Raw genomic sequence first — 25,622 nt, 5'->3', positions numbered from 1 at the left:
TTGTACGAAGCCGAACCATCATTCGTCCTAACAGGAGCTCACGGCCACCTGCAAAACTACGTGTGCCTAACGATGACCCTCGCCGAACTCGGCACTGCAACTGCCGAGTGGGAAGCAGAGATACGGGCATATCCGGTGCGCTAGCCGCAACTCTTTGTGGCCATTCGCCGGCATGACCCCAGGATGCACCCGACACAGGCAGTCCTCGCGGCCACGTGATTACGCTGTGAACGAAAGACTGATCCTGGATCTTCAATTTGTCGCGGAGCACCTCGAACGCGGTGCCGGCCTCGCCGAAACCCGCCTCAACAACAGAGAGGCTGGCACCAAACTAGCTGGCCTAAAACCACTCATAACCCACTTGGCTGTCGCCGATCAATGCCGGGAGCTCGACGACGTCACGATCGACCTGACCGAGCAAGTCGATAACACTGTCATGGACGTTGACGTCAATGAGCTTCTCGGCTCCGCAGTGGAGCACGGGCTGGATCGACTGGCGGGCCCCAACCACTGACGCCCCTGTTCCGCCCGAGGGCCTTAGCTCTGATTCGAAATCACCGTGCAGTCCCGGTGTCAGTGGGAGAAGTTTGCTGAGATTTCGGCGAGGGTGCGCCCCTTCGTCTCAGGCGCGAGCCATTGCGAGAGGACTGCGCCGAGTAATGCGACGGCGGCGGCTACGATCATGCTTGGGCCCAGGCCGATGTTGCTGATCGCCCATGGCAGGGCGAAGGTGCCGAGTGCGGCTCCGATGCGGCTGAAGGCCGCGGCGAAGCCCATGCCGATGCCGCGCAGGTGGCCGGGGAATACCTCGGCCGGATAGACCTGGGTCATCGTGGTGTAGCCGGCATTGAAGAAGGAGAAGGCGAGAAACAGTACGAGCACGAGGATCGCTGGTGCGTTCGCCCAGACTCCGATGATCAGCAGGATGCCTGCGCAGAGCCACTGCCCGGGCACGGTGAGGATCCGGCGGCCGAGCTTGTCAATCAGAAGTACGGTGGTGACAACACCCGCGGCCGCAAGTGCGGACAGGCCGACTCCACCGGTCCAGCCGCCGAAGCCGAATTGGTTGAGCACGTCGTCGGCGAAGGTCGCGATCGCGAAGTACGGAGTGACCGCGCAGAACCAAAAACCTGAGGTGAAGAGGGTGGTGCGCCAGTACTGCCTCGAGAACAGCATTCCGAAGGAGGAGCCCTTGATTTTGGTCCTATTCTGCGCGGCTTGGGCCTCCTGGATCATCCTCAGATCGATCTCTTCGGTGATGCTGTTGTGCATCTGGGGCGATTCGACGTATCTGCGTGCGATCGCGAGTGCTTCCTCACGCCGTCCCTTCGTAATGAGCCAGCTCGGCGATTCGGGGAGGCCCAAGCGGGCGAGGAACAGGACGAATGCGAGTATCGTGCTCGTGCCGATTACGAGGCGCCATGGGGTGCCGGCGTCGTGCAGGAGCGTGCCGATGATGAATGCCATCATGAAACCGACGTACCAGGCGATCAGAGTCAGCCCGAGCAATCGCCCGCGGAGCTTTGGAGGGGAGAACTCTGATAGCAATGGCCCACCGATTGAGTACTCGCCGCCGATCGCGACACCCATGAAGAACCGGATGATGGCCAGCTGGATCACAGCCCCTTCTCCGGAGGTTACGAAGAACTGAGCCGCTGAGGCGACCAGGAACAGGCCCATGTCCACGAGGAACATGGGCTTGCGTCCGAACTTGTCAGTAGCCCAGCCGGCCAGCGGGGAGCCGACGAAGATTCCAACCAGCGGGCCTGCAGCAATCATGCCCAGAGATAGTGCGTCGAGCTGGAGATCTGACCGCATGAGTCCGCTGACGGGGCCGATGATTCCGAGGATGTAACCATCCAGGAACATCCCGCCGATGAAGACACCGACAAGCCGCACCATGAAGCGGCGTTTGAACTTGGAGCTGGTCTCTCTTGATATGGAGGTGTCGACGGAGGCCGTCGTCCCGGTCGGATAGATCATTGAGATTTGTTCCCTTCTGACTTCAGCGCAAACCGCTGACGCCGTTTCCTAGACGCACGGACAGCCGCAGCCCTTAGCGACCAGTGGACGATGCCGACTGGTTTGACGCCAGCCGATATGGCCGCGCAGGACTCGCGAGATGATTTCGGCGTCGTCATGTATCACTGCTGCATAATGTGACATATAACTCATATATCAGAGAACTCTAAGGGTGCGATCCTCACCCGGTCAAGAGTTTGATGTGTTAATTGCTTGTATCCGTCGACTCACGGGGGTCCATCTGAACCGGCGCAGGTTCCATGCCGCAGTCATACGAGTTGCGGAGGCGCGTAGTGGACCGCCTCGAATTCGGTCGGCGTGGCCATTTGCGATGGCTGCCGTGGAACCTGCGGATCTTTAGGCCCCAGAACCATGACATCAAACGTCCCTGACCACGACTCGTAGTGCCCGGTGCAGGATCGACTAACGGGCACCAAAGTGACATCTATCCGACGAATCACACCACTCGCCGTGGCATTGAGTTGTTCGTACCCTCGTGCGGCAAAATGGCAGGATGCCTCTTGCCAATCTGCTCGCCAGCCTTAGGACACTTCCTGAATCGGGATCGCGAGACGCGTATCTGCGGTTCCTGGAGGTAGCGGGGGACGCCGCGTTGCGTCGAAATGGTGGACCCGAGCATGTCACGGGGTCCTGCTTCGTGTTTTCGCCCGAATTCGATCGTGTTCTCCTGTGTTTCCATCGCAAGGGGCAGTTCTGGGTGCAGTTCGGCGGTCACGTCGAGTCCAAGGACGCATCGGTGGCGGAAGCTGCACAGAGGGAAGCCCGCGAGGAGTCCGGAATTGACGACCTTGTCCTGCTTTCTCCCGCGATCGTGGATCTTGACCGACACGATCTGCATGGGGGATTCTCATGTACTACCCATTGGGATGTGGGGTTCGCCGCGGCCGCAGACCCGGATGCGGAGATCGCCGTGAGTGATGAAAGCGAGGACGTCCGCTGGTTCCCGATCAATGAATTGCCAGTTCAAGTGCCGGCAGGCTTCTGCGCGCGCTTGGAACGCGCCCGGCGCACCGCGATGGCACTGAGTGGGACGCCGATCGGTTAACAGTGCACAACAGGCTCTCCGTGGAAGCGGCCATCCATGATGTGTCCATTGCGCACATCGCAGAAGAGGGACTCCTGACCTGGTTCCATTCGGAATGGCTCATGAATCCGCGCCCGTTAGCAGCCGATGTGTGGGTGTTCTCGCCGGACTTCCAACGGATACTCGTTGTTGAGCATCGCTGGCGCGGCCTCGTACCTCCTGGCGGACGAGTGGAACCGGGCGAGACGCCGCGCGAGGGCGCAGCTCGCGAGCTTGCGGAAGAGACCGGCGTCGAACTCCCTATTGCCGACCGCCCGGCTTTCGCTGCTGCTCGTTCCTACCGGTCGGACTGGTCAGCGACACTGAACTTGTCCTACTGGACGATCGCCGATCCCGCGACGGCGCTCCTGCCGGAGGATGGCCAGCCCGCGCGGTGGGTCGATGTTCGCTCGGACTGGCGAACGTTCCACAAACCGGATGCGGCTGTGATTGCCCGGTTTGCAGAACAACAGAGCAGGTAGTGGCGGCTGCGGCTTGCCGCCGTGTGGAAGGAGGCATTGGCATTGCTTCGCAGTCCACTCGGCGGACAATCCACAGATGTGGACTCAGGCGTGCGGATGGCACCTGCGCCCGATCCTGACAGTTCGCAAACCACACCATTCGTTACCAATCAGCCCGCGACCATGAAAACGTCCACCGGATCCGCGGTCTCCAGGACAAAGCCGTGGCGTTCGTAGAGGCGCCGGGCCGGACTGCCCTGGAGCACGTTGAGCCGGAACGGCCGGTGGTCCTTGGACTCGCCCATGACCCGCTGGAGCACGCCGGCCCCGAGTCCTTGTCCCTGGAACTCCGGAGCGAGGTAGAAGTGTTCGATCCACAGCGCATCGGGTTCCGGGCGGACAGCGATGGCACCGGCAGCGTGCCCTTCCACGCCAATGACTAAGGTGTGTTCCGGCTGGAATGCATTCAAGAAGCGCTCCCGCACCCGGACAGGATCCCAACGGCCAAGCCGTTCCAAATCCGGACGCATGACGACGGCGCGCAGTTCAGCGATCCAATCGGCATCGGTGGGCACGGCGGGACGGAGTGAGAATTCGGCAGGCACTGGACTATTCAACCCCAACCTCAACCCCAATCGGCGCCGCCGAATCAACCAGTAAGAACCCGCACCGGGTTCCCCCGCACCCACGCGCGGACGTCCTCGAAGGCCTCGCCGTAAAAGCGGGCGTAGCTTTGCGACGTGACGTAACCCAAATGCGGTGTCAGCACGGTTCGCGGCGCAGTGAGGAGCGGGTGGTCCACCGGGAGGGGCTCGACGTCGTACACGTCCAGGGCCGCGCCGCCGAGCCAGCCCTCGTTGAGCCCGCGGAGGAGCGCGGCCTCGTCCACGATCGGCCCGCGGGCCGTGTTCACCAGGACGCCTTTGGGGCCGAGGAGCCGCAGTTCGTCCTGCCCGACGAGAGCCCGGGACCGTTCCGATAACCGCACGTGGACGCTAACGACGTCGGCCTCCCGGAACAGGGCTTCCTTGCCCACCTTCCTGGCGCCGGCCGCGGCGGCAGTCTCTTCCGTGAGATTGGGGCTCCAAGCAATGACGTCCATGCCGAACGCCTTGCCGTAGCCGGCGATTTTGCTCCCGATCTTTCCGAGTCCCAGCACCCCTAAGGTCTTCCCTGACAGTTCGAAACCCACCGTGCTCTGCCAACTTCCAGAGCGGAGCTGACGGTCCTCGAGTGGCACCTTTCGTGCGAACGCCAGAAGCAGGGCCCACGTGAGCTCGGGCGCCGCGGTGGGTGAACCGCCTGTCCCGCAGACAGTGATGCCCTGTTCCCCGGCCGCGCGCACGTCGATGGCTGCGTTGGCCATCCCCGTGGTGACCAAGAGCTTCAGCTTCGGCAGTTGCCGGAGGATCCCGGCGTCGAAACTGGTCCGTTCCCGCATGGCCATGATGATGTCGAAGTCGCGGAGGGCATCCACGGCGTCCGCCAAAGGCTCCGTGAAGACGGTGACATCAACGCCGTTGTCGGTGAGCTCAGCCCACGGCGCGTAATCGTAGGCGACGGCTTGGTAGTCGTCGAGGATGGCAAGGCGCCGGCCCATGGAATTCCCTTTCGCGTGTCCGGATCGCGGTTCCGTTTACGTGGAAAGTTACACCCCGAAGCCGTCGCTAGCTCTTCGGCAAGCCCGGCGGGTTCAGTTCCGACTTCTGGATGCCTTCCGCAGTGAGACCCCAGCGGTCCAGGATCTTTCCGTACGTGCCGTCCTTGATGAGCGAGTTCAGTCCTGCCTGGGCTGCCGCCGCGAAGCCGTTGCCCTTCTTGGTAGTCACCGCGATGCTCGCCTTGAGTGGCCACCCGCCGTCAACCAGGCCCACGTTCTTTGTCTTGCCGTCGGTCTGCGATTTGTAGGACGCGGTCGCGTTCGGCCCGAACGTCAGGTCCGCACGGCCCGACTGAAGCGCTAGCGTGGAGGCCGAGTCGTCGTCGTAATACTGGAACTCAACCGGCTTCAAACCGTTCTTCTTGTTCTCGGCGTCCCAGCGCAACAGGATTGCTTCCTGGTTGGTGCCCGAGCCCACAATGATCCGCTTGCCCGCAACGTCCGGAGCCGAGTCCACCTTCGTGATGGGGCTGTCGCGCTTGGCGTAGAAGCCCAGTTTGTCCTCGCGGTAGCTGGCGAAGTCGAATTTGAGCTTGCGCTCTTCCGTCACGGTGACGTTCGAGATGACGGCCTCGTACTTGCCCGATTCCACGCCCAGCGGCCAGTCGGCCCACGCCGTCGGGACGATGTCCGCCTTGAGTCCCAGGGACTCCTTCGGGTGAAACCTGCACCGGAAAGCGGTTCTGCTCGGGAGCCAGGTTGAAGGTTTTGCCAGCGGAAGCGGACGACGACGGCGCTGACGCGGCTGAGGCGCCCGGGTCCGAGCACGCGGCAAGGCCGAGAGCCGTGGTCACGGCGAGTGCCAGTGCGGTGCCTGTTTTGAGGCGTGAAATAGCCATGGAGTCCCCTTCGAAAACGATGGATGGTGTGCGTTGCAGCAACTATCCGGCAGGGCCCAGCACCGGTCAAAGCGCTGTGAAACGGTGGGATACAGGGGTTAACGGAGGTTCATTCGAGGTCCCGAAGGGTCACAAAACAACCACAGTGTAGGCTTCCCACACAACCGCCGACACATGAGGAGATTTTTCGTGAGCAACGAGCAAACCCCGGTCAATCAGGCGCTGGAGGCTTACGCAGCTGCTGTCCACGCGAAGGACGTTGACGCATTCGCGGCGCTCTACGACGACAACGTCCACATCTACGATTCCTGGGGGCAATGGCAATACACGGGAATCGAGGCTTGGCGGTCGATGGCGGGCGAATGGTTCTCTTCGCTCGGCGATGAGCGGGTACGGGTCGAATTCAACGATGTGCAGTCCGTCGCCGGAGAGGACGTGGCTTTCGGGCATGCGGCCGTCACCTTCGCCGGGATCTCGGCTGATGGGGAACGGCTCCGCGCGATGACCAACCGCTTCACCATTTGCCTTGAGAAGAAGGACGACGCCTGGAAGATCTCCCACGAGCACTCGTCCTTGCCCATCGATATGGAGACCGGCAAAGGCATCTTTATGAGCTGAGACGGAACCCACGCAAGCGGGAGAAATAACCCGGGCGCCGCCGTCGTTGTCGCAAGAAGGGCCGGGAAACCGGCCCCTTGAACGAAACCACCTTCGAAAGGCCGGCATCACGTGACTGTTCCCCTCTCCATCCTCGACCTGGCAATCATCGGCAAAGGCCAGACGGCGGCGGAGAGCTTCGCCGGGAGCGTCGCCATGGCGCAACTGGCTGAACGGCTCGGCTACCGCCGGATCTGGTACGCCGAGCACCACAACATGGGTTCGATCGCTTCCTCGGCCACGAGCGTGCTGATCGCCCACATCGCGGCCAACACGAGCACCATCCGGCTTGGTGCCGGCGGCGTCATGCTGCCCAACCACTCGCCCCTCACCATCGCAGAGCAGTTCGGCACCCTTGAGACGCTGAACCCGGGCCGCATCGACCTCGGCCTCGGACGGGCGCCCGGCAGTGACCAGAACACGATGCGTGCACTCCGCCGCGATCCGATGGCCGCGGACACCTTCCCGCAGGACGTCCTGGAATTGCAGGGCTACCTCACAGGACCAACGCGCATCCAGGGCGTCGAAGCCACGCCGGGCAAGGGCACCAACGTGCCGCTCTACATCCTCGGTTCCTCTTTGTTCGGGGCGCATCTCGCCGCGCAGCTCGGCCTGCCTTACGCCTTCGCCTCGCACTTCGCGCCCAACGCTCTTCAGGACGCCGTCGCCGTCTACCGCCGCGAGTTCAAGCCGTCCGAGCAACTGCCGGAGCCCTACGTGATCGTGGGCGTCAACGTGGTGGCCGCAGATTCGGCGGCAGAAGCCCAACGCCTCTTCCTCGAGGTCAAGCGGGACCGGGTCTCCCGTTTCCTTGGCGGCGGACGCGAATTCACCGACGCCGAGGCGGACCTCATCCTCGACTCGCCCCAGGGCCAGCACATCGCGCAGATGGTGAAGTACTCGGCCGTGGGCACACCAGAAGTGGTGCGCGACTATCTCGACGAGTTTGCCCGCCACGCCGATGCCGACGAACTGATCGTTGCCCACCAGAGCACGGGCACGGAGCAGCGCCTGCGATCCGTGGAGCTGGTCGCGGAAGCCGTGGGGTTGGCGCGGGTGTAGCTGCGCCGTCCAAACGTAACCAAGCAAATTCGTTACACCCCGGCAATACGCGGGTCATGGAGGCGAAACTAGCCGGGCGGAAACTGGACGAATCCACCTCGGAAGGATCGTCCCCATGGCAACTCCGCTCAATTTGTCCGTGGCCGATACGGCGCTGCTGACAAAGTCGCTTCCATTGGGCCTCCTGCGGACGACAGTCCAATCCGAGGCCGCCCACGATGGAATCACTCCGGAGTTGCTAGCAGAATTGAGGATGCTGGCCCGCACTCCGGGGCTTCTGGTTGCCTGCAACTACGGTGGAACCCTCTGCGCTGCGGAAGGCGTATCTACTGAGACGCTGCCCTTGGGTAGTGCCGCCGTCGCGCTTCGGGCCCTGGCTGCGCTGCCGAACACGCACACGGCCGTCATCTCCGGGAGGTCGCTGCGGGACCTTGCCGCGGTGTCAAGGCTGCCGGCGGAAGTCCACTTGGTAGGTTCGCACGGCGCCGAGTTCGACATGACCTACGCGTACAGCGTCTCGATGGCCACAGAAGCCGTCCTTCAACAGGCAGCCACCGCCCTCAACGAATCGATCGGTTTTGAAAAGGGGATCAGCATCGAGCGCAAGCCCGTGGCCGTAGCCATCCACACTAGGCCGGCCACTCCTGCCGTCGTGGCACGGGTGACCCGCGAGGCGCACCAGATCGCCCGTGAATTGGGCCTGTTTTTCATTGTGGACGGATCCGTTCTGGACCTGTCCATCGTGGAGCCCTCCAAAGACGCCGCGCTGGAGCATCTGCGTACACAGTTGGGGGCCAGCGCGGCCCTGTTTGCCGGCGACGCGGACAGCGATGAACTCGCGATCGCCACCCTGCGGGGCCCGGATCTTGGCCTGCACGTTGGTGATGGGGAAACCAAGGCACGCCACCGCTTGCCGGACCCGGAGTCGTTCGCCAAAGTGCTCGCCATCCTCTTCGAACTGCGCCGCGCGTGGCTGTTCGGCGAGGACGCGGTGGGGCTGGAGCGGCATTCGATGATCGGCAACGGGACCTCGACGGCGCTCCTCACCCCCGAGGCCAAGATCTGCTGGATGAGCCATCCCCTCCCGGATTCCGGCTCGTTGTTTGCCCACATCCTCGGTGGCGACCCGGCCGGCCATTTCACCGTGGAACCGGTCAAGACGTCGAAGGTGCTCGGCCAGCGCTACGTGGACAACACCATGATCGTGGAGACGCGCTGGGCGGACGTCACGGTCACCGACTATCTTGAGCCGGCACCGGACGGCATCACCAGCCTGGTACGTGTCCTGTCCGGAACCGGCAGCGCGCGGATTGTTTTCGCACCGCGGCCGGACTACGCCAACGCCCCCTTCAACATGGAAATCCGCGGCGAAGAGTTGCACGTCGTCGGCACCTCGGATCCCATCATTCTCTTCGCCCCCGGAGTGTCCTTCACAGTCACGAGCGACGGAAAGCACGGCACCGCCACCGCGGAAGTCAGCCTCGCGTACGGTCCCGTCGTCATGAACCTGAGGTGCGGAGACACGGAGCCGACGTCGCCGGACCCCGCCGGGGAGCTCGCCCGGCGGGCCGCCGTCGCGCACCAATCCCGGAAGTGGGTCCGTGGGCTGGAACTGCCCGACATGAAACCGTCGTTGGTGCGGCGCTCGGCCCTGGTCCTGAAAGCCCTGGTACACGAGCCGACCGGGGCTGTCCTCGCGGCGCCAACCACGTCGCTGCCGGAAGGGATCGGCGGCACCCGCAACTGGGACTACCGCTACTGCTGGCTCCGCGACGGCTCAATGACGGTTAATGCGCTGGTGGACCTGGGTTCCACCGAGGAGGCAGACGGGTTCCTCCGTTGGCTCGGCCGCATTCTCGAGAACGCGCCCGGTCCGGAATGGCTGCACCCCCTGTACTCCGTGACCGGCTCCCCACTGTCTACGGAGGCCATTATCGAGAGCTTGCCCGGTTATGCCGGCTCGCGGCCCGTGCGGATCGGGAACGCAGCCGACCACCAGGTCCAGCTGGACGTTTTCGGGCCGATCGCCGAACTCATCCAGACCCTCAGTAGACGCCGCGGCACCTTGCCGGACGAGCACTGGAAACTCATGGAGCAGATGGCATCCGCCGTCCTGGCCCGCTGGCACGAACCGGACCATGGCATCTGGGAAGCCCGGCGCGCGCCTCGGCACCACATTTACACCAAGGTGATGTGCTGGGTGACCCTGGACCGGGCCATGCAGACAGCGGTCCGGTTCCGGCGCCCCATCGGGACCGAGTGGGAGGAAACGGCCAACCACATCCGCGCGGAAGTCCTCCGCGAGGGCTGGGATGATTCCGCGAGCTCCTACACCGTGGCCTACGACAGCCCGGACCTGGACGCGGCGGTGCTGCACATCGGACTCTCGGGCCTGCTGGACGTCCGCGACCAGCGCTTCCTGGACACCGTCACCGCCGTCGAGCGGGAACTGCGGGTGGGTCCCACCGTGTTCCGGTACAGGTACGACGACGGCCTGCCGGGCTTGGAGGGCGGGTTCCACATCTGCACAACCTGGCTGATCGAGTCGTACCTGGCCGTCGGTCGACTGGACGATGCGCTTGAGCTGTTCAACCAGCTCGTGGCCCTCTTCGGCCCGACCGGTCTGCTTCCCGAGGAATTCGACCCGGGCACCGAGACCCACTTGGGGAACCACCCGCAGGCGTATTCGCATTTGGGCTTCATCCGCTGTGCGCAGCTCCTGGACAGGTACCTCGACTCGGTGGACGAAGAGTAGGTGCCCACCCAACTAGCTCGCACTTAATGTCGTTTTCGGCGCCCAAAACGACAACAAATGCGGGCCAGTTGGGCTAGGTAAGCAGCAGGGCCACGGCGATCATCGCCGGGACGGCCACCACCGTGGTGATGAGGACCGTATCCTTGGCCACGGTGATTCCCGTGTTGTAGCGGCTCGCAGCCACAAATACGTTCTGCGCAGTGGGCAGGGCCGCCGTGACAACCACTGCGAACAATGCATGCGCCTCCAGGCCCAGTGCGAAGCGGGCGAACAGGTACGCCATCGTGGGGTGGACTAAAAGCTTGAATCCGCTGGCCAGGAGCGCGTCCGTCCGGCGTTCCGTGTCCTTTTGGAGGGGCCGGGAGCCGTTCAGGCTCATCCCGAACGCCATCAGCATCGCGGGAATGGCGGCTCCGCCGATCAAATGGATCGGGTCCATGATGAGCGAGGGCACTTGCCAGCCCGTTCCAGCCACCACCAAACCGAGGGCCGATCCCACGATCATCGGGTTCCGCACGATCATCAAGACGAAGCGCAGGGGAGTGGTGCGGTGGGCGCTGGTGCTCGCGTCGAGCGCCATCAGGTACATGGGCGTGAAAAACGCGAGCTGGAAGATCAACAGCGGTGCCACATAGCTGGCGTCGCCCAGGACGAACACCGCGATAGGGATGCCGAGGTTCGCTGAGTTGGCCAAGGAAGCGCTCATGGATGACATGAGCGATTCGGGCAGGGAGCGCTTGAGCCAGAACTTCACGATGACGAAGAACAAACTGCCTGTGGCGACGGCGCCCACCGCCGTGACAAGGAGCGGGGCGGCAAAGATGTCGTGGAGACGGGCCTTGCCCAGGGTTTCAAAGAGGAGCGCAGGGCTCGCGACGAAGAAGGTCAGGCCGCTGAGGACCGAACGCGCATTGTCCCCCAGGATCCCGCGCTTGCCGACGAACATGCCCACCAGAATGATGGCCCACACCACGAAGAACCCGGAAAGGACGCCCAGCACTACGGCATCCGGAGGGGGACGGGCGCGGAGCGGCGTGGGTTCACAGTCCCAGCCTAAATCAGCTTTATTCGCCTGGAAGGTTCGACGGCGACATGTTCCGCCATGTGGACCGCGAAGAAGGGGTGTCCGCCGGGGACCGGGAGTCTAGTTCAGCTGTGCGTTGTTGAGGGCATGGGGCGGGCGCATGATGCCCGGAGTAATGCCTTCGGCGGGATCGCTGCCGAGCTGGACGATTTTGTTGGCCCTGTCCAAATGGACAACCTTGGGCTGGTAGGCCTTGGCCTCTTCGGTGGTCATCTCGGCATAGGTGATGAGGATGACGACGTCACCCACGTGCACGAGGTGCGCTGCGGCACCGTTGATGCCAATGACGCCCGAGCCGCGTTCGCCGGCAATGGTGTACGTTTCCAGGCGCGCGCCATTGGTCACGTCAACAATGGAGACGAGCTCGCCGGGGAGAATATCCGCGGCATCCAGCAGATCCAGGTCGACCGTCACTGAACCTACATAGTGCAGATCGGCATGGGTCACCGTTGCACGGTGGATCTTGGACTTAAACATTGTGCGGTTCATAACGTGACAAGCTTAGCGCGTGGCCGCTCGATCGCCTGGTGATACCTGACACAGGCTAGGCCTTGGCCGTGGCCTTTCTTGCCTGCCGCCTCTTCAGGGCGCCGTAGCCAGCGAGAAGCTTCGGGACAACCACGTAGACGGCGGTAGGAACCACAACGAGGGTCAGGACGAGGGCGCGCAGCGCGGGGTGCCAGGACTCGGTGAGCGGAGCGAGGATCGTCATGCCGATCGCGACGAGGGGGAAGATGGCCAGCCACGTGATGGCGGCACGCATGTGTACTGAAGGCGTGTGTACTGAAGGCAGATGCGCAGAGTGCGGAGCGGGCGCGGGAGCCGGCGCAACCGCGGCGCTATCCGCGGGTGCGGAAACGGGGATTTGGGTGCTCATGACATTCTCCAACTAATTGGTTGCTTTCGGCGTGAGTTCAGACTAGACCTCGCCCTCAAAAACTGCAACTACTTGGTTGGAATCTGTTAAGGTGGACACATGGCATGGGATACCGAGCGGACCAAGCGACTCCTCCTTGAGGCAGCCACTGCCGAGTTTTGCCAATTCGGACTCGCCGGCGCCAGGGTGGACCGCATCGCGGCTGCGGCCGGAGTCAACAAGGAACGCATCTATCAGTACTTCGGCAATAAAGATCTTCTCTTCGATGCCGTGATCGCGTCCCAGCTCAGCAAGGTGGTGGACGAAGTCCGCGTCGAAGGCGCTGGTCCCGAAGCCTTGGCCGATTACGCCGGACGCCTGTTCGACCATCACCACCAAGATGCCACCCTTCCGAGGCTGCTGTTTTGGGAGGGTTTGGAGCGGGGCGAATATGTGGTCAACCGTCCGGGCCGGGCCGCGAACTGCAGAAACAAAGTTGACGGTGTCATCCGAGCCATCCCCGGGACGTCCAGAGAAGATGCGGCCGATCTGATGCTCACCATCATTGCGTTGTGTGACGCCTGGCCGGTACTGCCCGAGCTGGATGGCCTCATGGCCGGCAGCAAGGGGTCAAGCAGGGCGGAGCGGCGCCGGAAGGCGATCGTCCGGACCGTCCTCCTCGCCGCACAGTCGCTGGCTACGCCTGCTTGTTGAGCGTTCTGCCGATGATCGCCTGTGTCAGCGCATCCACTACCTCGGCGTTCGCCAAAGGGTTGCGGATCAAGGTGAAGTCGACGTCACCCACGGGCGGGAGGTCGAAGCGTTTGGTGATCACCGTGAGGTCCTCGGGAACCAGCGAGGACGGCATGACTGCGACGCCGATGCCTGCGCGCACCGCTGCCAAGACGCCCGCGATCTGCTTGGTCGAGCAGGTGACCCGCCACGTCCGGCCCATGGCCTCCAGCGCGTCGATGGCAAGTTTCCGGCTGACGCTCGGGGCCGGATAGCAGATCAGCGGCACAGGGCTGGCGGGGTCCAGCACCGTCTGTTCGACGCCCACCCAGGCAAACTTGTCGTGCCGGACGACCGTGCCGTCCTTCGCCTCGCCCACCCACTTCACGAATACGAGATCCAACTGCCCCGCATTGACGCGTTTGTAGAGCTGGTCACTCTGGCTGACCGTGAGTTCCAGGTTGATCTGGGGGTACAACTGCCGGAACTCGCGCAGGATCCGAGGCAAACCTGTGATGGCGAGATCGTCGGCGGTTCCGAACCGGAGGCGACCTCGCATCGCGGAGCCGGAAAAGTACCTCGCCGCGGAATCGTGCGCGGAGAGGATATTGCGGGCAAAGCCTGCCATGGCGTCGCCATTGTCCGTGAGCCGGACATCCCGGGTATCGCGGGCTACAAGTGCCCGTTTGGCCGCCGTCTCCAGCTTTCTCACGTGCTGGCTGACCGTGGGCTGCGCCAAGCCGAGGCGCTCGGCGGCCTTCGTGAAACTCAAAGTCTCGGCCACGGCCAGGAAGGACCGCAGCTGCACGGGTTCGAACACGGGACTCCTTGAATAGCTACGTTCACCGCCGCTCCCGCCGGTGTATTGCACTTCGCAATGCTAGTTATACGGCCAATTCACTTCCATAATCACCGCGGCCAACCCTAGCGTTAAAGGCATCCCAGCGAAACGTCTATCCAAGGACTACTTTTGGCACCCCCACCGCCCTCAGCGGCAAACGTCAGCCAACCCATCATCGATTCACTCGCCGCAAGCAGCCGAATTTCACACGCTGCCGAACCGGACACGGTCACCCAGCCAATCGCCGTCGTCAGCGAACGGTTACCCTGGCGGCACACCTTCATTTCCCTCAAAGTACCCAACTTCCGGATTTTCGCCGTGGGCCACTTCGTGGCTGTCATCGCACTCTGGATGCAGAGAATTGCCCAGGACTGGTTGGTACTCCAGCTCTCCGGATCCGTCACCGCCGTCGGAATAACCGTGGCATTGCAGTTCATGCCGTCGCTGTTCCTGGGCCCCTGGGGCGGCATGATGGCGGACCGCTTCCCCAAGCGACGCATCCTCATCGTGTGCCAAAGCGTCGCGGCCTCCCTGGCCGCCATCCTTGCCGTGTTGGCGTTGAGCCACCGCATCGAGGTCTGGCACGTCTACGTGATCGCGTTTGTCCTGGGCCTTGTGACGGTCCTCGACCAGCCGGCCCGGCAGGTCTTCGTCAATGAACTCGTGGGACCGAAGTACCTGCGCAACGCCATCAGCGTCAACTCCACCACGTTCCAGCTGGGCGGCCTGATTGGTCCCGCCCTGGCTGGTGTGTTGCTGACCGCGGTCGGCGCGGGCTGGGCTTTCGCGGCGAACGCGGTGGCCTGCTGCTCCACCGTGACCATGCTCCTGATGCTGCGCAAGAACGAACTCTATGTCAGCACGCCCGTGCCAAAACGCAAGGGAATGCTGCAGGAAGGCCTGCGATACGCCCTCAGCAAGCCCACCATCTATTGGCCGTGGCTCATGGCCGGCTTTGTAGCGGTCTTCGCGATGAGCCTGCCTGTGCTCCTCGCCGCCTTCGCGGACCACATCTACCATGCGGGTGCCGGCGGCTACGGCTTGCTCAACGCCATGGTTGCCCTTGGCGCGCTGGCCGGAGCAATCACTTCGGCCCGCCGCCGCCAATTGCGCCTACGCTCGGTGGTGCTGTGCGCCGGGATGTACGGCTTGATGCTGTGCCTGGCGGCGTTGGCTCCGTCCATGGTGTGGCTCTCCGCTGCCATGGTTCTCTCCGGATTCTGGTGCCTCATGTTCCTGACCGCCGCCAACCAGCTGGTCCAGGTGAGCGCCAACATGAGCATCCGCGGCCGCGTCATGAGCCTCTACATCATGGTGCTCATCGGCGGCCAAGCCATCGGTGGACCCATGCTGGGCTGGCTTGCCGAGCACCTGAACCCGCACGCGGCTCTCTTGGTGTCAGGCGGGGTGCCGGCGCTCGCGGCAGCGACAGTCGCCGTCGTGCTCGCCCGGAAGTCTGAATTGCGGCTCAAAGTGAACGTGCGGGATCGACGCCGGATGGTGCGGATCGTCCCGCAGTCGACGTAGCGGAGTAACGCCTGAACGTGGTTGAGCCGGGCACCCACAAGGCGCCCGGCTCAGCCGCATTATTAGGCTGCGAGGCGGTTACGCCGCAAGGTGCGGATAGTCCGCTGTGCGCCCTTGGAACTGCAGCACGTCCGGGTTGCGGATGACACCGTCCCGGATCTCGATGGCCCGGGAGATCGTTTCGCTGGCGTCCCAGGCCTCGGGGCCCGAAATGACCGTCCCAAGGAACGGCAGGAGCGCTTCGCTGATCTCCCAGCTGGACGAATTCCACAAGTAGGACGGGCTGTGGTCCACGGCGTAGTAGTTGATGTGGTCGCCCACCGTGAACATGGGTTCGGCGAACGTCGTGGTCCGCGCCCAACTGAAGCCCATGCCTTCGTCGCAGGAGACGTCAACAATCAAACTGCCTGGCTGGAACGCATCCAGGTCCTCGGTCCGCAGGTATGTCAGCGGCGAGTTCGGGTCCTGAAGCGTGCAGTTGACCACGATGTCGCTCGCGGCAAGGAACGGCGCGAGTGGCAGGCGGCCACGATCGGTAATGACCTCGCTCAGGAAAGGGGCGTTCTGGTCGTGGTCGAACTGCACTATGCGCACCGAGTGGATGGGGGAACCGACCGCCGCAACGCCGCGGTTTGTCAGCACTTGGACATCGTGGACGCCGTGCGCGTTGAGGGCGGTGACGGCGCCACGCGCTGTGGCTCCGAAGCCAATCACGACGGCGCTCAGCCGCCGCCCGTAGTCACCCGTCGAGCCCGTCAGGGCAAGGGCGTGGATGACGGAACAGTAGCCTGCAAGTTCGTTGTTCTTGTGGAAAACGTGGAGCCCGAAGCCGCCGTCGCTGGCCCAGTGGTTCATCGCCTCGAACGCGATCAGGGTCAGCTTCTTGTCGATGGCCAGCTGGGTGATTGCCCTGTCCTGGACGCAGTGCGGCCAGCCCCAGAGAACCTGGCCGTCGCGGAGGTCAGCAAGGTCTTCCGGCTGCGGTTTGGGCAGGAGAATGACATCCGAATCCGCGATCAGTTCTTCACGGCTTGCCATGCCAGCGACCAGCGGCTCAAGTTGGCTGTCCGAAAAGCCGAAGCGCTCGCCGTAGCCGCGCTCGAGCCGGATGTGCTCCCGGAGTTCCGGAGCAATACGCTCCAGGTGCAGGGGATGGACAGGCAGCCGGCGCTCGTCCGGCTTCCGCGAGGACGACAGGATGCCGAGGGTCATGGCGCCTATATGGCCGCTCACTTTTTGTTGCCGGTTGCCGGCTTGGCCACCGTGGTTGCGGGGGACTCTGACGCCCGCTTATCCGCGCGCTTTTCTTTGATGGATTTGCCGGATTTTTTCGATGCAGCTTGGCGAGGTGATTTGTCAGCCATGATCGCTCCCTTAGAGCAGAGCCGAAATGGCTCCTAGCTTCTGACGATACACCCAGGCGATGGGACGCCTTGTATCCGGGCAAAACTGGAGCGGGCGACGGGAATCGAACCCGCGTATCGAGCTTGGGAAGCTAGCGCTCTACCATTGAGCTACGCCCGCAATACTCCGCAAACCAGCCGGAGCAGATCCCAGCTTAGCGCAGATGGCGCGCTGATCCAGACACAGACTCACCGGTATCACGGTCTCATCAATTTCCCTACGGGGCTCGTAAAGATTCGGTTAAGGCTCGACGTGGGTGTGTTGCGCTGCGCCGTGCCTGACTATTCTGTAGCAGTTAGCTGCTGTGTCATGGGGAACCCGGCTATGTCTATGAGCCGTACGCCGAAAGAGGATTCCGTGGCATTTGCAGAGCATGAAGTACTCATTGGTCGCGATGCCATGACTGTCTATCAATTCCTGGTGGACGGACTCAACAATCCGCTGTGGCGCAGCGGTATCCGCAGTATTTCGCTCCGTTCGGGACACGCCGGCGAAAAAGGCGCCGTTTACCAGCAGACTTTGGCGGGCCCGGGCGGGCGCCCGATCGCGGCTGACTTCCAAATCACTGAAGCCAGGCCAGGCGCCGAAGTGCGTTTCGCCGTCGTCGCCGGTCCTGCGCGGCCCACAGGCGGCTACTACCTCAGCACCGAGGGGCCCAATACCCGCCTGCGCTTCGCCCTGGAGTACCACCCCAAGGGCCTGCAGAAACTCATGAACAGCATGATCCAGAAGACCATGGAAGATGAAGTAGTCCAGGTGGAGCAGCTCAAGTCGGTCATCGAAGAGCAAACCCCGGAGGCCTAGTCTCCACCGCCTCCCTCGCCTCCCTCGCCTCGCTCCGCTCGCCCAGGGAACCCTGCCGGCGTGGGCCCAGTTACTGCGCCAGCTTGAGTCCGCCCAAACCGGTTATCGGAGTGCTCGGCGTCGTGAGGCGTCCGCCAGTCAGGTCCCAATACTCGATCGTTCCATTGCTCAGCAGGCCCGCGATTCCGGTGGTGTTGAGGCCAGTGGCACCCTTGAGCGTGCGCAATCCGGAGTAGTCGGTCCAGGCGGTTCCGACCACTAGATGTGCCTCTGCCATCGGCGCGGTGAGCCCGGAGCCGCGGTAGAGTCGCAGGTTCCCGTTTGCTTCCACCGCCAGCAGGTCCTGAAAGCCGTCGGCGTCGTAGTCCACCATGCTCAGCCGGATCGCGCTGACGCCCGATCCCACTTGGGTCCGTCCGACCAGGGCGGTGAGCCCCAGGTTCCGGTACAGGTAGAGCGCGCCGCTGGAATCAGTGGCGAGGATTTGCGGGAGCCGGTTGTTGCCGCACCATGTGCCCACGGCCATGGTCATCGACTGCCAGCCCGATCCGCCTAACGTCACCGGCGCTTTGAATCCTCCGCTCACCGCTCCGGGGTAGAGCAGTAGCCTGCCGTCCAGCATTTGGACCAAGACGTCGATCACACCGTCGCGGTCCCAATCGGTGGTCATCACTTCTTTCGCCCCGGAGAAACCGGATCCGACCGTCCGGGCGGGACCGAACGTGCCGTTGCCGAGTGCCGGGTAGTCCCTCAAGTTGCCAGAGGGGTCGACGGCGACCAGGTCACCGGAGCTGCGGATGGCCGCGGCGCTGAGGTCCAGCGTGGGCGGCTGGTGCTTCGCGATGGGGTCGCAGACGGTCGGAGGCGGAAGCTGGGGAGGGGCCGTGCCGGCGCCCGGGCTGTTGACTGTGCCGGCGGGGAGCGTCGTATAGCCGAAGAGATTGACCACGCCCCACATCGTGTAGCTATTGGGGGTGGTCAGGTAGTTGCCGTCGGTGAACGTGATACCAACGCCGATCACGTTGAAACGGGGGTCACGCAACAGCGCATCATGGGCGGGTGAGCTTTTCCACCATTCGACAAGCTGGGCGGCATTCCGATCCCAGCGGACCGCGATGATCTCGCCTGCCCCGTTGTTGGGGTTCAAGGCCCTGGGGTCGGTCCAGAAGTTGCTGCGGTGTTCAATCACTTGGCGGCTGGCGATGTTGTTGGACCAGTCCTGCGAAAGAGTGGACACCGTGGGGTTGTACTTCACCGGATTCAAGCCAAGCGACGTCCTGTAGGCATTGATGGCGTTGAATACGGCCAGCACCTGGGCGGAATTATCGTCATTGACCAATGCTTGCGTCGAGACCAGGGGCACAGCTGCGGGGGAGGACTTCGTCGGGGCTGGGGCCGGCTGTGTGGCGTCCCCAGCTGCGGTTCCGGGGAGCGGGTCCGGGCCGGATGCGGGCGGGATGGAGGGCAGCGGGGGCGGGCCGGCCGCTGCCTGGGGTGAGGTGCCGTTGCCGGGCTCGATGACTGGGCTCCCCTGCGCAGGGGAGGTCGCCGCTGGGACGGTTGAGGCGGTGCCCGCGCCAGCCCCGGCTGCTGCAGGGGCGGCTGCTGGTGCTGCGGGGGTGGCTGTTGGTGACCCCGGCGCGGGTGCGGCCTGCGGAAGGCTGGATCCCGACGGCGGTGCGGACGCCGCCGTCGTACTTTCAGCGCCAGCGGTGGTGTTTGAGGTGGAAGGCGCGGCAGCGGCGGCAGTTCCCGCGAGCGAAACCGGAACGGCGAGCGGGCCAGAAGCAGGGGCCATCACCGTGAGAAGGCAGACCACCAGCACGGCAACGGGCACCGCAATTCGTCTCAATGTTTCCCCAGATTCGCGTCGTGCCACCGTTCCCAAACACAACAGCGGTAACGGTAGTCTATGTGGTGCACTATAGTCCCATGCGCCACTCCGGCACCACGGGGTGCGCGATGCATACGGTACTTTTGATCCTGTGCTGATCTCTGACCGCGACATACGTGCCGAAATCGACTCCCGACGTATCGTCCTGGAGCCCTACGACCCCGCAATGGTTCAGCCGTCCTCGGTGGATGTGAGGATTGACCGTTTCTTCCGGCTGTTCGACAACCACAAATACGCACACATCGACCCCTCCGAGGAGCAGCCTGAGCTGACTCGGCTGGTTGAGGTCGAGGGCGACGAGCCTTTCATCCTGCACCCGGGCGAGTTCGTGCTCGGTTCAACATACGAAACAGTGAGCCTCCCGGACGACGTCGCCGCACGACTCGAAGGAAAGTCCTCGCTGGGGCGCCTCGGCTTGTTGACGCACTCCACGGCCGGCTTCATTGATCCCGGGTTCTCGGGCCATGTGACGCTGGAACTCTCCAACGTTGCGACGCTGCCCATCAAGTTGTGGCCCGGCATGAAGATCGGCCAGTTGTGCTTCTTCCGACTCTCGTCGGCCGCTGAACATCCCTATGGTTCCGGCGGTTACGGCAACCGTTACCAAGGCCAGCGCGGCCCCACCGCCAGCCGCAGCCACCTGAATTTCCACCGGACGGCTGTTTAGCACCCGACTGCTTGCCTCGAGAAGTGAGATCTCGCCTCTTTGAAGGCTCGAAAAGGCCGAGATCTCACGCCTCGTGGACCCACCCGGCGCGGGCCAGGGCGCCTCGCACACGGGGTACGACGCCGTCGAACCCGCACGCCTTCACGTGCCGTGCCGTAATGGTCACCGAGGTCCAGCCGATCGCTGCGATGGATTCGTCACGGCGAATGTCCGATTCCTTTTGCTCGGCTGTCAGGTGGTGGCCGCCGTCGTAGTTGACGGCTACTTTGTACCGGGGGAAGGCCAAGTCCGGCCACGCCAACTCCCAGCCGCTTGAATCCTGGACCACAAAGCGCAATTCAGGTTCCGGCAGTCCCTGCCGGCCGACGGCAAGCCGGAGCTTGGTTTCCGGTACGGAGTCTGCGCCAACCCTCGCGAGTTCCAGCGCCAGCCGGGCGTTCCGGCGTCGACGGATCCCTGGGTTTCTCTCCACTTGAGAACGCAAATCCTCCAGGGAACAAAGGGCGGCGCGGTTGTGGCCGAAACTGCGGGACTGACTGCAGATGAAGTGGTCGGCCGCGGCCACGAGATCGTCCAAGGGCAGCAAGGCCGCCAAATCAAGCCACGTTCGGGCAGGACTCGTCACGGGGACTCCGTCAATGGCCTGACGGTCGGCGGCCCCCAACGCTACCCTGCGACCGGCGACCCCCTTGCGAACTGGCCGGTTCCCGCCGTCCCACCGCAGCAAATGCACCAACGGCTCGCGTTCGAGGTCAAAAGGGAGGGGACAACGCCACAGGATTGCCGCCGTCGGGCCGCAACAAACTGTTCCCGGCGAGATGCTGGTCAGTAGGCGTGCGGTGTGGGAAAGTTCCTGGGCGGCGCCCCATGGAACGCGGACTCCGCGGCTGGCGACGCGAAGATCCTTGTTCCAAGCCCGGTTATCCGAAACCCCGGCATCGCGTTGCTCGGAAAGCGTGAACGAGCGGCCCCTGAGGGTTTCAGGAAGAGGTCCAGGACGGCGCATGCACCAATTCTTGGCACAGCGCGGGGGTCCCCAACTGGTTATCCACAGTGGGGAGGACTAGTGATGGCCCGCCTACAGCTCGAGACGTGAGATCTCGACTCTTTGAACGCGCGAAAGAGACGAGATCTCACGCCTCGAACGAGGCAATAGGCTCGGATGCCTTCGGTTTGCGCGGCGACTTGCGGAAGGCCTTGACCGCCGGCTCCACGAAGCGGGCTGCGAGCGGTCCGATGATGGCCATGAGCAACACATACGCGGTGGCGAGGGCAGCAAGTTCGCGCGGGACGACTCCCGAGGCCACGGCCAGGCCCGCAATGACAATGGAGAATTCGCCGCGGGCAATCAGGGCGGCCCCGGCGCGGAAACTACCGGGAATGGCGATCCCGGCCCGCTTTGCCGCCCAGAATCCGGTCAGCACCTTGGTCACGGCTGTCGCGAGAGCAAGGAGCAGCGCCCAGCCCAGGACTGGCGGGATGCTGGACGGGTCCGTGTTGAGGCCGAAGGCTACGAAGAAGATCGCCGCGAAGAGGTCCCGCAGGGGTTCAAGGATCCGCGTCGCGTTGTGGGCCGTTGCCCCCGAAATGGCAATGCCCAGCATGAACGCCCCGACGGCCGCGGAGACCTGGAGGGCGGACGCGATGCCCGCCACGAGAAGTGCGGCCCCAAGGAGATTGAGCAGGAAGACTTCGGAGTTTTCGCTGTGCACGGCCTGGGAAACCCGGTGACCGTGTTTCAGGGCCACCACCAGCACGAGGGTGACGACGGCTAAGGCAATGCCCACCGTCTGGAGTCCGCCCAGGAAGCCCACGCCAGCGAGGATCGCCGTCAGGATCGGAAGGTAGATGGCCATTGTGAGGTCTTCGAACACCAGGATGGCCAGCACCACCGGCGTTTCACGGTTACCGATCCGGCCGAGGTCCGTGATCACCTTCGCGGCGATGCCGGAGGAAGAAATATAGGTGACACCGCCCATCACGATCGCGCCCACGAGTCCCCAGCCGAGCCACACCGCGATGCCCGCACCTGGCAGGAAGTTCAACACGAGGTCCAAAACGCCGGCTTGCCAGGAGCGCCGCAGCCCGGTGACGAGTTCCGCGGCTGTGTATTCCAAGCCGAGCATCAACAGGAGCAGGATGACGCCGATTTCGCCGGAAAGGTGGGCGAACTCGTGCATGCCATCGAGCTTGATCAGTCCACCCGCCCCGAACGCCAGTCCCCCCACCAAATAGAGCGGAATGGGTGACATGCCGATCCTGCCGGCCAAGCGCGCCAAGAGGCCGAGACAGAAAACGACTGCGCCCAGCTCAATGAGGGTCAGGGCCAGGGGGTCCATGGACGTCAGCCGTTGCGCAGAATGGCAGCCGCAGAGTCAAGACCTTCCTGCGTACCGACAGCCACCAGCAAATCACCCGTGTGAAGGACGACGTCGGGAGCCGGTGAGGGAACCACTTCGCCTTCGCGCATGATCGCCACGATCGAGACACCACTGCGGGTGCGGATCTGGGCTTTGCCCATGGGCTGGTTGTTGAAAGGGGAGTCCGCGGTGATGGAGAACTGCCGCGTGACAATGCCGGGGATTTCCTTGTGGGCTTCGGCCAAACGCATCGCGATGTGCTGCCCGCCCAGCAGGTTGCCCAGTGCGGCGGCCTCGTCTGCGGTCAACGGGATGGATGCCTGGCAGGTATCGGGATCGTCCCATGTGGAGACGAAAAGCTCGGTCTCACCCTCCCGCATCTCGACAACACCGATCCGGCGTCCCGAGGCCGTGATGAAATCCTTGCGGACCCCGAGGCCTGGAAGTTCTGTCTCATCCACGTTCATAAGTCCACCCTAGCCCTCTTGAAGGGGCGGCGGAATGATGCCACTCGCAGCCGCCGCGCAAAGCGGTCCGCGACTTTCTAGGGGGTCAAAGCCAGGCCCCGCGCGGCGTCGTCGTAGTATTCGCGGTTCGCCAATCCGGCGGCGGCTGCCTCGTCCAGAACCACCACAGCGTCGGCATGCCATTGCAGGATCGAACCAGGGCACGACGCCGTCAGCGGCCCCTCGATCGCGGCAGCGACCGCGGCGGCCTTCGCGGCGCCGGTGGCGATGAGCACCAGCCGGCGCGCATCCAGCACGGTCCCCAATCCCTGGGTGATGCAGTGGGTAGGGACATCGCCGTCGTGGTCGAAGAACCGGGCGTTGTCCCGCCTCGTGCGGGCCGTCAGCCTCTTCAGCCGCGTCCGGGAGGACAAAGAGGATCCGGGCTCATTGAATCCCACATGGCCGTTGGCGCCAATGCCCAGGATCTGCACATCGACGCCGCCGGCGGCACCGATTGCGGCGTCGTAGGCAACAGCTCCCGCTTCGAGCTCGGCCTGCGTGGTGCCGGTTCCGTCAGGGATATTCAGCCCGGCCAAGGGAAGCCCGATGACATCGCAGACCTCGCGGATCAAGACCTCGCGGTAGGACTGGACATGTCCAGTCGGAAGGCCCACGTATTCGTCCAAGGCGAATCCCGTGGCGGCCGAGAAATCGACGCGTCCCGCAGCCGCCGCAGCTGCGAGCTCCGCGTACAGCCCCAGCGGAGACGAGCCGGTGGCCAGGCCCAGCACGGGTCCCCTGCCCGAAGGGAGTCCTGAGAGGACGGCTTGGGCGGCGGCCGAAGCGGCCGATTCAGGAGTGGTCGTGACAATGACTTCCATGGCAACTTTCTGTCGATGGGTGGTGTCCGGGCGTTAAATTGGCGGCGGTCAGGCCTTGGCGCTGCCGTTCAGCAGCGCAGTCAGGGCCTGGGACACAGTGAGGGACGCACCGTAGGTGACGATGTCCGCCCCGCCTCTGGGCCAGCCGCACTCGACAGCGATCACCGCGTGCCCCTCCGCCCTCAAGCGGGCGAAGACGGTCCACAGCGGGTGCTCGGCATCCAGGCCGCGCCCGACGACGGCGACCCGCGCGCCGTCAGGCACCTCGCCTTCGTGGACCACGGCGGAAGTTGTGGCAGCGGGGCCCCACGGCACGCGGCCGACCGCGAAATTGGATCCGGTTTCAACCTGCACGATCGCCACGGGTTCCTCCCGCGCCAGCCACCTCCGGGCGGCTTCGGACACCTCGAAGGCCTCGGCGATGCGCTCGCCGTCGAGCTCCGCCGCATCGCCAAGCACGCCGGCAGGCTGCGGCTTGCCGGGCAGGCCGAGCCGGCCCCTGATCGCGGCCTCCTGTATTTCCGCAGCACCCGCAGCGGGGAAACGCGAGGACAGTGCTGCCGTGCGTCCTACAGCGTCCGCCAGCCGTTCCATGGGCAAGCGTCCCTCTTCAACAGCGTCTGTAATGGCGGTGATCGTCTGTTCGAAGAGGGCCGGTCCTGTTTCGGAACCAAGGCACAGCAGGTCCGCCCCGGCTATGAGCGCCCGGACGGCTGCTTCCGGAACTCCGGTTTGGGCGGATGCGCCGGCCATGTCCAGCGCATCCGTGATGATGACGCCCTCGAATCCCATGTCGCCGCGAAGCAGATCTTGCAGGATGCGCGAAGAGAAGGTGGCAGGGTGGTCCGGGTCGAGGGCTTCGACCAGGATGTGGCTGGTCATGACCGTGGCGCCGTGAGCCGCGACGAGCGCGCGGAACGGGACAAGTTCGCGGGCATCCAGCGTTGCGGCGTTGGCCGTGACCCGCGGGAGGGCCAGGTGGGAATCGGTGGTGGTGTCGCCGTGGCCCGGGAAGTGCTTGGCGCAGGACGCCACGCCGGCGTCTTCGAGCCCGCGGATCCAAGCGGCAGTGTGCCGGGCCACCAAATCCGGTTCGGCCCCGAAGCTGCGCACGCCGATCACGGGATTGTCCGGAGCGGAATTGACGTCGGCATCCGGAGCCAGGTTCAAGTTGATGCCCAGCCCTGCGAGTTCGTGGCCGATGGCACTGGCACTGGCGGCCGTCAGTTCGATGTCGTCCAAACGCCCGAGCACCGCGTTTCCGGGCTGCGGGGAACCAGTGAGGTAGTGCAGCCTCGTGACGTCGCCGCCCTCTTCATCGACGGCGATAAGCGTGTTCGGGGAATGCGCGCGGAGCCCGGCGCAGAGCTCGCGCAGTTGCACGGGGGACGCCACGTTTGTGCCGTAGAGGCACACAGCAGCCAGCCCGGCGTCGTACGCGTCCAGGATCCAGACGGGGACGGCGATGCCGGTGAATCCGGGCATGAGGGTGCCTGCCGCCAATCGGCGGAGGTGCGCGCGGGCAGGCCCGGCGGCAAAGGACTGGGTAGCGGGGGACTGAATCGTGTCCATGTCCGGCTCCT

General features: G+C 64.1%; 25 protein-coding genes, 1 tRNA gene and 1 pseudogene. 10 read left to right on the top strand and 17 right to left on the bottom strand.

Annotated elements, in window-relative coordinates; all coding sequences use genetic code 11:
• The first annotated feature begins 226 nt into the window (after nucleotides 1-226).
• Nucleotides 227-514, top strand: coding sequence for a hypothetical protein (locus tag ACSKT0_RS22340; RefSeq protein WP_437771677.1), 288 nt, complete (start codon nucleotides 227-229; stop codon nucleotides 512-514).
• 59 nt (nucleotides 515-573) lie between these two features.
• Here ACSKT0_RS22340 and ACSKT0_RS22335 read toward each other — a convergent pair whose 3' ends face one another.
• Nucleotides 574-1,983, bottom strand: coding sequence for an MFS transporter (locus tag ACSKT0_RS22335; protein WP_437771676.1), 1,410 nt, complete (start codon nucleotides 1,981-1,983; stop codon nucleotides 574-576).
• Nucleotides 1,984-2,536: 553 nt separating this feature from the next.
• Between ACSKT0_RS22335 and ACSKT0_RS22330 the strand changes: the two genes are divergently transcribed.
• Both ACSKT0_RS22330 and ACSKT0_RS22325 read left to right on the top strand, forming a co-directional pair.
• A complete protein-coding gene (locus ACSKT0_RS22330) occupies nucleotides 2,537-3,088 on the top strand; it encodes an NUDIX hydrolase (protein WP_437771675.1) in 552 nt (183 codons plus the stop codon).
• Between the two features lie 20 nt (nucleotides 3,089-3,108).
• On the top strand, nucleotides 3,109-3,588 hold the full coding sequence (locus ACSKT0_RS22325) for an NUDIX domain-containing protein (protein ID WP_437771674.1): 480 nt from the start codon (nucleotides 3,109-3,111) through the stop codon (nucleotides 3,586-3,588).
• 149 nt (nucleotides 3,589-3,737) lie between these two features.
• On the opposite strand, the gene ACSKT0_RS22320 is transcribed toward ACSKT0_RS22325, so the two are convergent.
• The 3 genes and pseudogenes from ACSKT0_RS22320 to ACSKT0_RS22310 form a co-directional block, all read right to left on the bottom strand.
• Entirely contained in the window at nucleotides 3,738-4,172 is a 435-nt protein-coding gene (locus ACSKT0_RS22320) for a GNAT family N-acetyltransferase (protein ID WP_437771673.1), read from the bottom strand.
• A gap of 44 nt (nucleotides 4,173-4,216) precedes the next feature.
• The gene (locus ACSKT0_RS22315) at nucleotides 4,217-5,167 is read right to left on the bottom strand and encodes a D-2-hydroxyacid dehydrogenase family protein (RefSeq protein ID WP_437771672.1); all 951 of its coding nucleotides are present in this window, start codon (nucleotides 5,165-5,167) and stop codon (nucleotides 4,217-4,219) included.
• A 67-nt stretch (nucleotides 5,168-5,234) separates the two neighbouring features.
• Nucleotides 5,235-6,066 (bottom strand): annotated as a pseudogene (locus ACSKT0_RS22310) (ABC transporter substrate-binding protein).
• 189 nt (nucleotides 6,067-6,255) lie between these two features.
• Between ACSKT0_RS22310 and ACSKT0_RS22305 the strand changes: the two are divergent.
• The 3 genes from ACSKT0_RS22305 to ACSKT0_RS22295 all read left to right on the top strand — a co-directional run bounded on the left by ACSKT0_RS22305 (nucleotide 6,256) and on the right by ACSKT0_RS22295 (nucleotide 10,540).
• On the top strand, nucleotides 6,256-6,684 hold the full coding sequence (locus ACSKT0_RS22305; RefSeq protein ID WP_437771671.1) for a YybH family protein: 429 nt from the start codon (nucleotides 6,256-6,258) through the stop codon (nucleotides 6,682-6,684).
• 111 nt (nucleotides 6,685-6,795) lie between these two features.
• Nucleotides 6,796-7,785, top strand: coding sequence for an LLM class flavin-dependent oxidoreductase (locus tag ACSKT0_RS22300; protein WP_437771670.1), 990 nt, complete (start codon nucleotides 6,796-6,798; stop codon nucleotides 7,783-7,785).
• 115 nt (nucleotides 7,786-7,900) lie between these two features.
• A complete protein-coding gene (locus tag ACSKT0_RS22295) occupies nucleotides 7,901-10,540 on the top strand; it encodes a trehalase-like domain-containing protein (RefSeq protein ID WP_437771669.1) in 2,640 nt (879 codons plus the stop codon).
• A 73-nt stretch (nucleotides 10,541-10,613) separates the two neighbouring features.
• On the opposite strand, the gene ACSKT0_RS22290 is transcribed toward ACSKT0_RS22295, so the two are convergent.
• From ACSKT0_RS22290 to ACSKT0_RS22280, 3 genes are all read right to left on the bottom strand, one after another.
• A complete protein-coding gene (locus tag ACSKT0_RS22290) occupies nucleotides 10,614-11,540 on the bottom strand; it encodes an AEC family transporter (RefSeq protein WP_437771668.1) in 927 nt (308 codons plus the stop codon).
• A gap of 144 nt (nucleotides 11,541-11,684) precedes the next feature.
• Nucleotides 11,685-12,113 carry an aspartate 1-decarboxylase gene (gene panD, locus ACSKT0_RS22285; RefSeq protein WP_437771667.1) on the bottom strand — a complete coding sequence of 143 codons (429 nt, stop codon included), beginning with the start codon at nucleotides 12,111-12,113 and terminating at the stop codon, nucleotides 11,685-11,687.
• Between the two features lie 55 nt (nucleotides 12,114-12,168).
• The gene (locus tag ACSKT0_RS22280; protein ID WP_437771666.1) at nucleotides 12,169-12,501 is read right to left on the bottom strand and encodes a hypothetical protein; all 333 of its coding nucleotides are present in this window, start codon (nucleotides 12,499-12,501) and stop codon (nucleotides 12,169-12,171) included.
• Between the two features lie 99 nt (nucleotides 12,502-12,600).
• Between ACSKT0_RS22280 and ACSKT0_RS22275 the strand changes: the two genes are divergently transcribed.
• Complete coding sequence (locus ACSKT0_RS22275; protein WP_437771665.1) at nucleotides 12,601-13,194, top strand: TetR/AcrR family transcriptional regulator; 594 nt, start codon at nucleotides 12,601-12,603, stop codon at nucleotides 13,192-13,194.
• On the opposite strand, the gene ACSKT0_RS22270 is transcribed toward ACSKT0_RS22275, so the two are convergent.
• On the bottom strand, nucleotides 13,178-14,032 hold the full coding sequence (locus ACSKT0_RS22270; RefSeq protein ID WP_236813341.1) for a LysR substrate-binding domain-containing protein: 855 nt from the start codon (nucleotides 14,030-14,032) through the stop codon (nucleotides 13,178-13,180). The two genes, ACSKT0_RS22275 and ACSKT0_RS22270, sit on opposite strands and share 17 nt — an antisense overlap.
• 150 nt (nucleotides 14,033-14,182) lie before the next feature.
• Between ACSKT0_RS22270 and ACSKT0_RS22265 the strand changes: the two genes are divergently transcribed.
• A complete protein-coding gene (locus ACSKT0_RS22265; RefSeq protein ID WP_437771664.1) occupies nucleotides 14,183-15,580 on the top strand; it encodes an MFS transporter in 1,398 nt (465 codons plus the stop codon).
• Between the two features lie 78 nt (nucleotides 15,581-15,658).
• On the opposite strand, the gene ACSKT0_RS22260 is transcribed toward ACSKT0_RS22265, so the two are convergent.
• From ACSKT0_RS22260 to ACSKT0_RS22250, 3 genes are all read right to left on the bottom strand, one after another.
• A complete protein-coding gene (locus ACSKT0_RS22260) occupies nucleotides 15,659-16,792 on the bottom strand; it encodes a N(5)-(carboxyethyl)ornithine synthase (protein ID WP_437771663.1) in 1,134 nt (377 codons plus the stop codon).
• A 17-nt stretch (nucleotides 16,793-16,809) separates the two neighbouring features.
• Nucleotides 16,810-16,944 carry a hypothetical protein gene (locus ACSKT0_RS22255; protein WP_269317335.1) on the bottom strand — a complete coding sequence of 45 codons (135 nt, stop codon included), beginning with the start codon at nucleotides 16,942-16,944 and terminating at the stop codon, nucleotides 16,810-16,812.
• An 86-nt stretch (nucleotides 16,945-17,030) separates the two neighbouring features.
• Nucleotides 17,031-17,104: transfer RNA gene (locus ACSKT0_RS22250), tRNA-Gly, on the bottom strand.
• Nucleotides 17,105-17,341: 237 nt separating this feature from the next.
• On the opposite strand from ACSKT0_RS22250, the gene ACSKT0_RS22245 reads away from it, so the two are divergent.
• Nucleotides 17,342-17,788 (top strand): SRPBCC family protein, encoded by a 447-nt coding sequence (locus tag ACSKT0_RS22245; protein ID WP_345448491.1) that lies wholly within the window; start codon nucleotides 17,342-17,344, stop codon nucleotides 17,786-17,788.
• 70 nt (nucleotides 17,789-17,858) lie between these two features.
• Here the strand turns inward: ACSKT0_RS22245 and ACSKT0_RS22240 are convergent, their stop codons facing one another.
• Nucleotides 17,859-19,640: a CAP domain-containing protein gene (locus ACSKT0_RS22240; RefSeq protein ID WP_437771662.1), complete on the bottom strand. Its 1,782-nt coding sequence runs from the start codon at nucleotides 19,638-19,640 to the stop codon at nucleotides 17,859-17,861.
• Nucleotides 19,641-19,773: 133 nt separating this feature from the next.
• Here ACSKT0_RS22240 and dcd point away from each other — a divergent pair, with 133 nt between their 5' ends.
• Complete coding sequence (gene dcd, locus ACSKT0_RS22235; RefSeq protein ID WP_236813334.1) at nucleotides 19,774-20,349, top strand: dCTP deaminase; 576 nt, start codon at nucleotides 19,774-19,776, stop codon at nucleotides 20,347-20,349.
• A gap of 64 nt (nucleotides 20,350-20,413) precedes the next feature.
• Here the strand turns inward: dcd and ACSKT0_RS22230 are convergent, their stop codons facing one another.
• The 5 genes from ACSKT0_RS22230 to ACSKT0_RS22210 form a co-directional block, all read right to left on the bottom strand.
• Entirely contained in the window at nucleotides 20,414-21,355 is a 942-nt protein-coding gene (locus ACSKT0_RS22230; protein WP_437771661.1) for a hypothetical protein, read from the bottom strand.
• Nucleotides 21,356-21,482: 127 nt separating this feature from the next.
• Complete coding sequence (locus tag ACSKT0_RS22225) at nucleotides 21,483-22,688, bottom strand: cation:proton antiporter (protein WP_437771660.1); 1,206 nt, start codon at nucleotides 22,686-22,688, stop codon at nucleotides 21,483-21,485.
• A 5-nt stretch (nucleotides 22,689-22,693) separates the two neighbouring features.
• Nucleotides 22,694-23,176 carry a cation:proton antiporter regulatory subunit gene (locus ACSKT0_RS22220; RefSeq protein WP_059389838.1) on the bottom strand — a complete coding sequence of 161 codons (483 nt, stop codon included), beginning with the start codon at nucleotides 23,174-23,176 and terminating at the stop codon, nucleotides 22,694-22,696.
• Nucleotides 23,177-23,253: 77 nt separating this feature from the next.
• Nucleotides 23,254-24,039: a glucosamine-6-phosphate deaminase gene (locus tag ACSKT0_RS22215; RefSeq protein ID WP_437771659.1), complete on the bottom strand. Its 786-nt coding sequence runs from the start codon at nucleotides 24,037-24,039 to the stop codon at nucleotides 23,254-23,256.
• 48 nt (nucleotides 24,040-24,087) lie between these two features.
• The gene (locus ACSKT0_RS22210; RefSeq protein WP_437771658.1) at nucleotides 24,088-25,611 is read right to left on the bottom strand and encodes a glycoside hydrolase family 3 protein; all 1,524 of its coding nucleotides are present in this window, start codon (nucleotides 25,609-25,611) and stop codon (nucleotides 24,088-24,090) included.
• Between the last annotated feature and the right edge of the window lie 11 nt (nucleotides 25,612-25,622).

This window comes from Arthrobacter sp. KNU40, from assembly GCF_051515115.1.
Lineage (GTDB): Bacteria > Actinomycetota > Actinomycetes > Actinomycetales > Micrococcaceae > Arthrobacter.
Note: the sequence above shows the minus strand (reverse complement) of the source record. Positions and strands in the feature narration are given on the sequence as shown.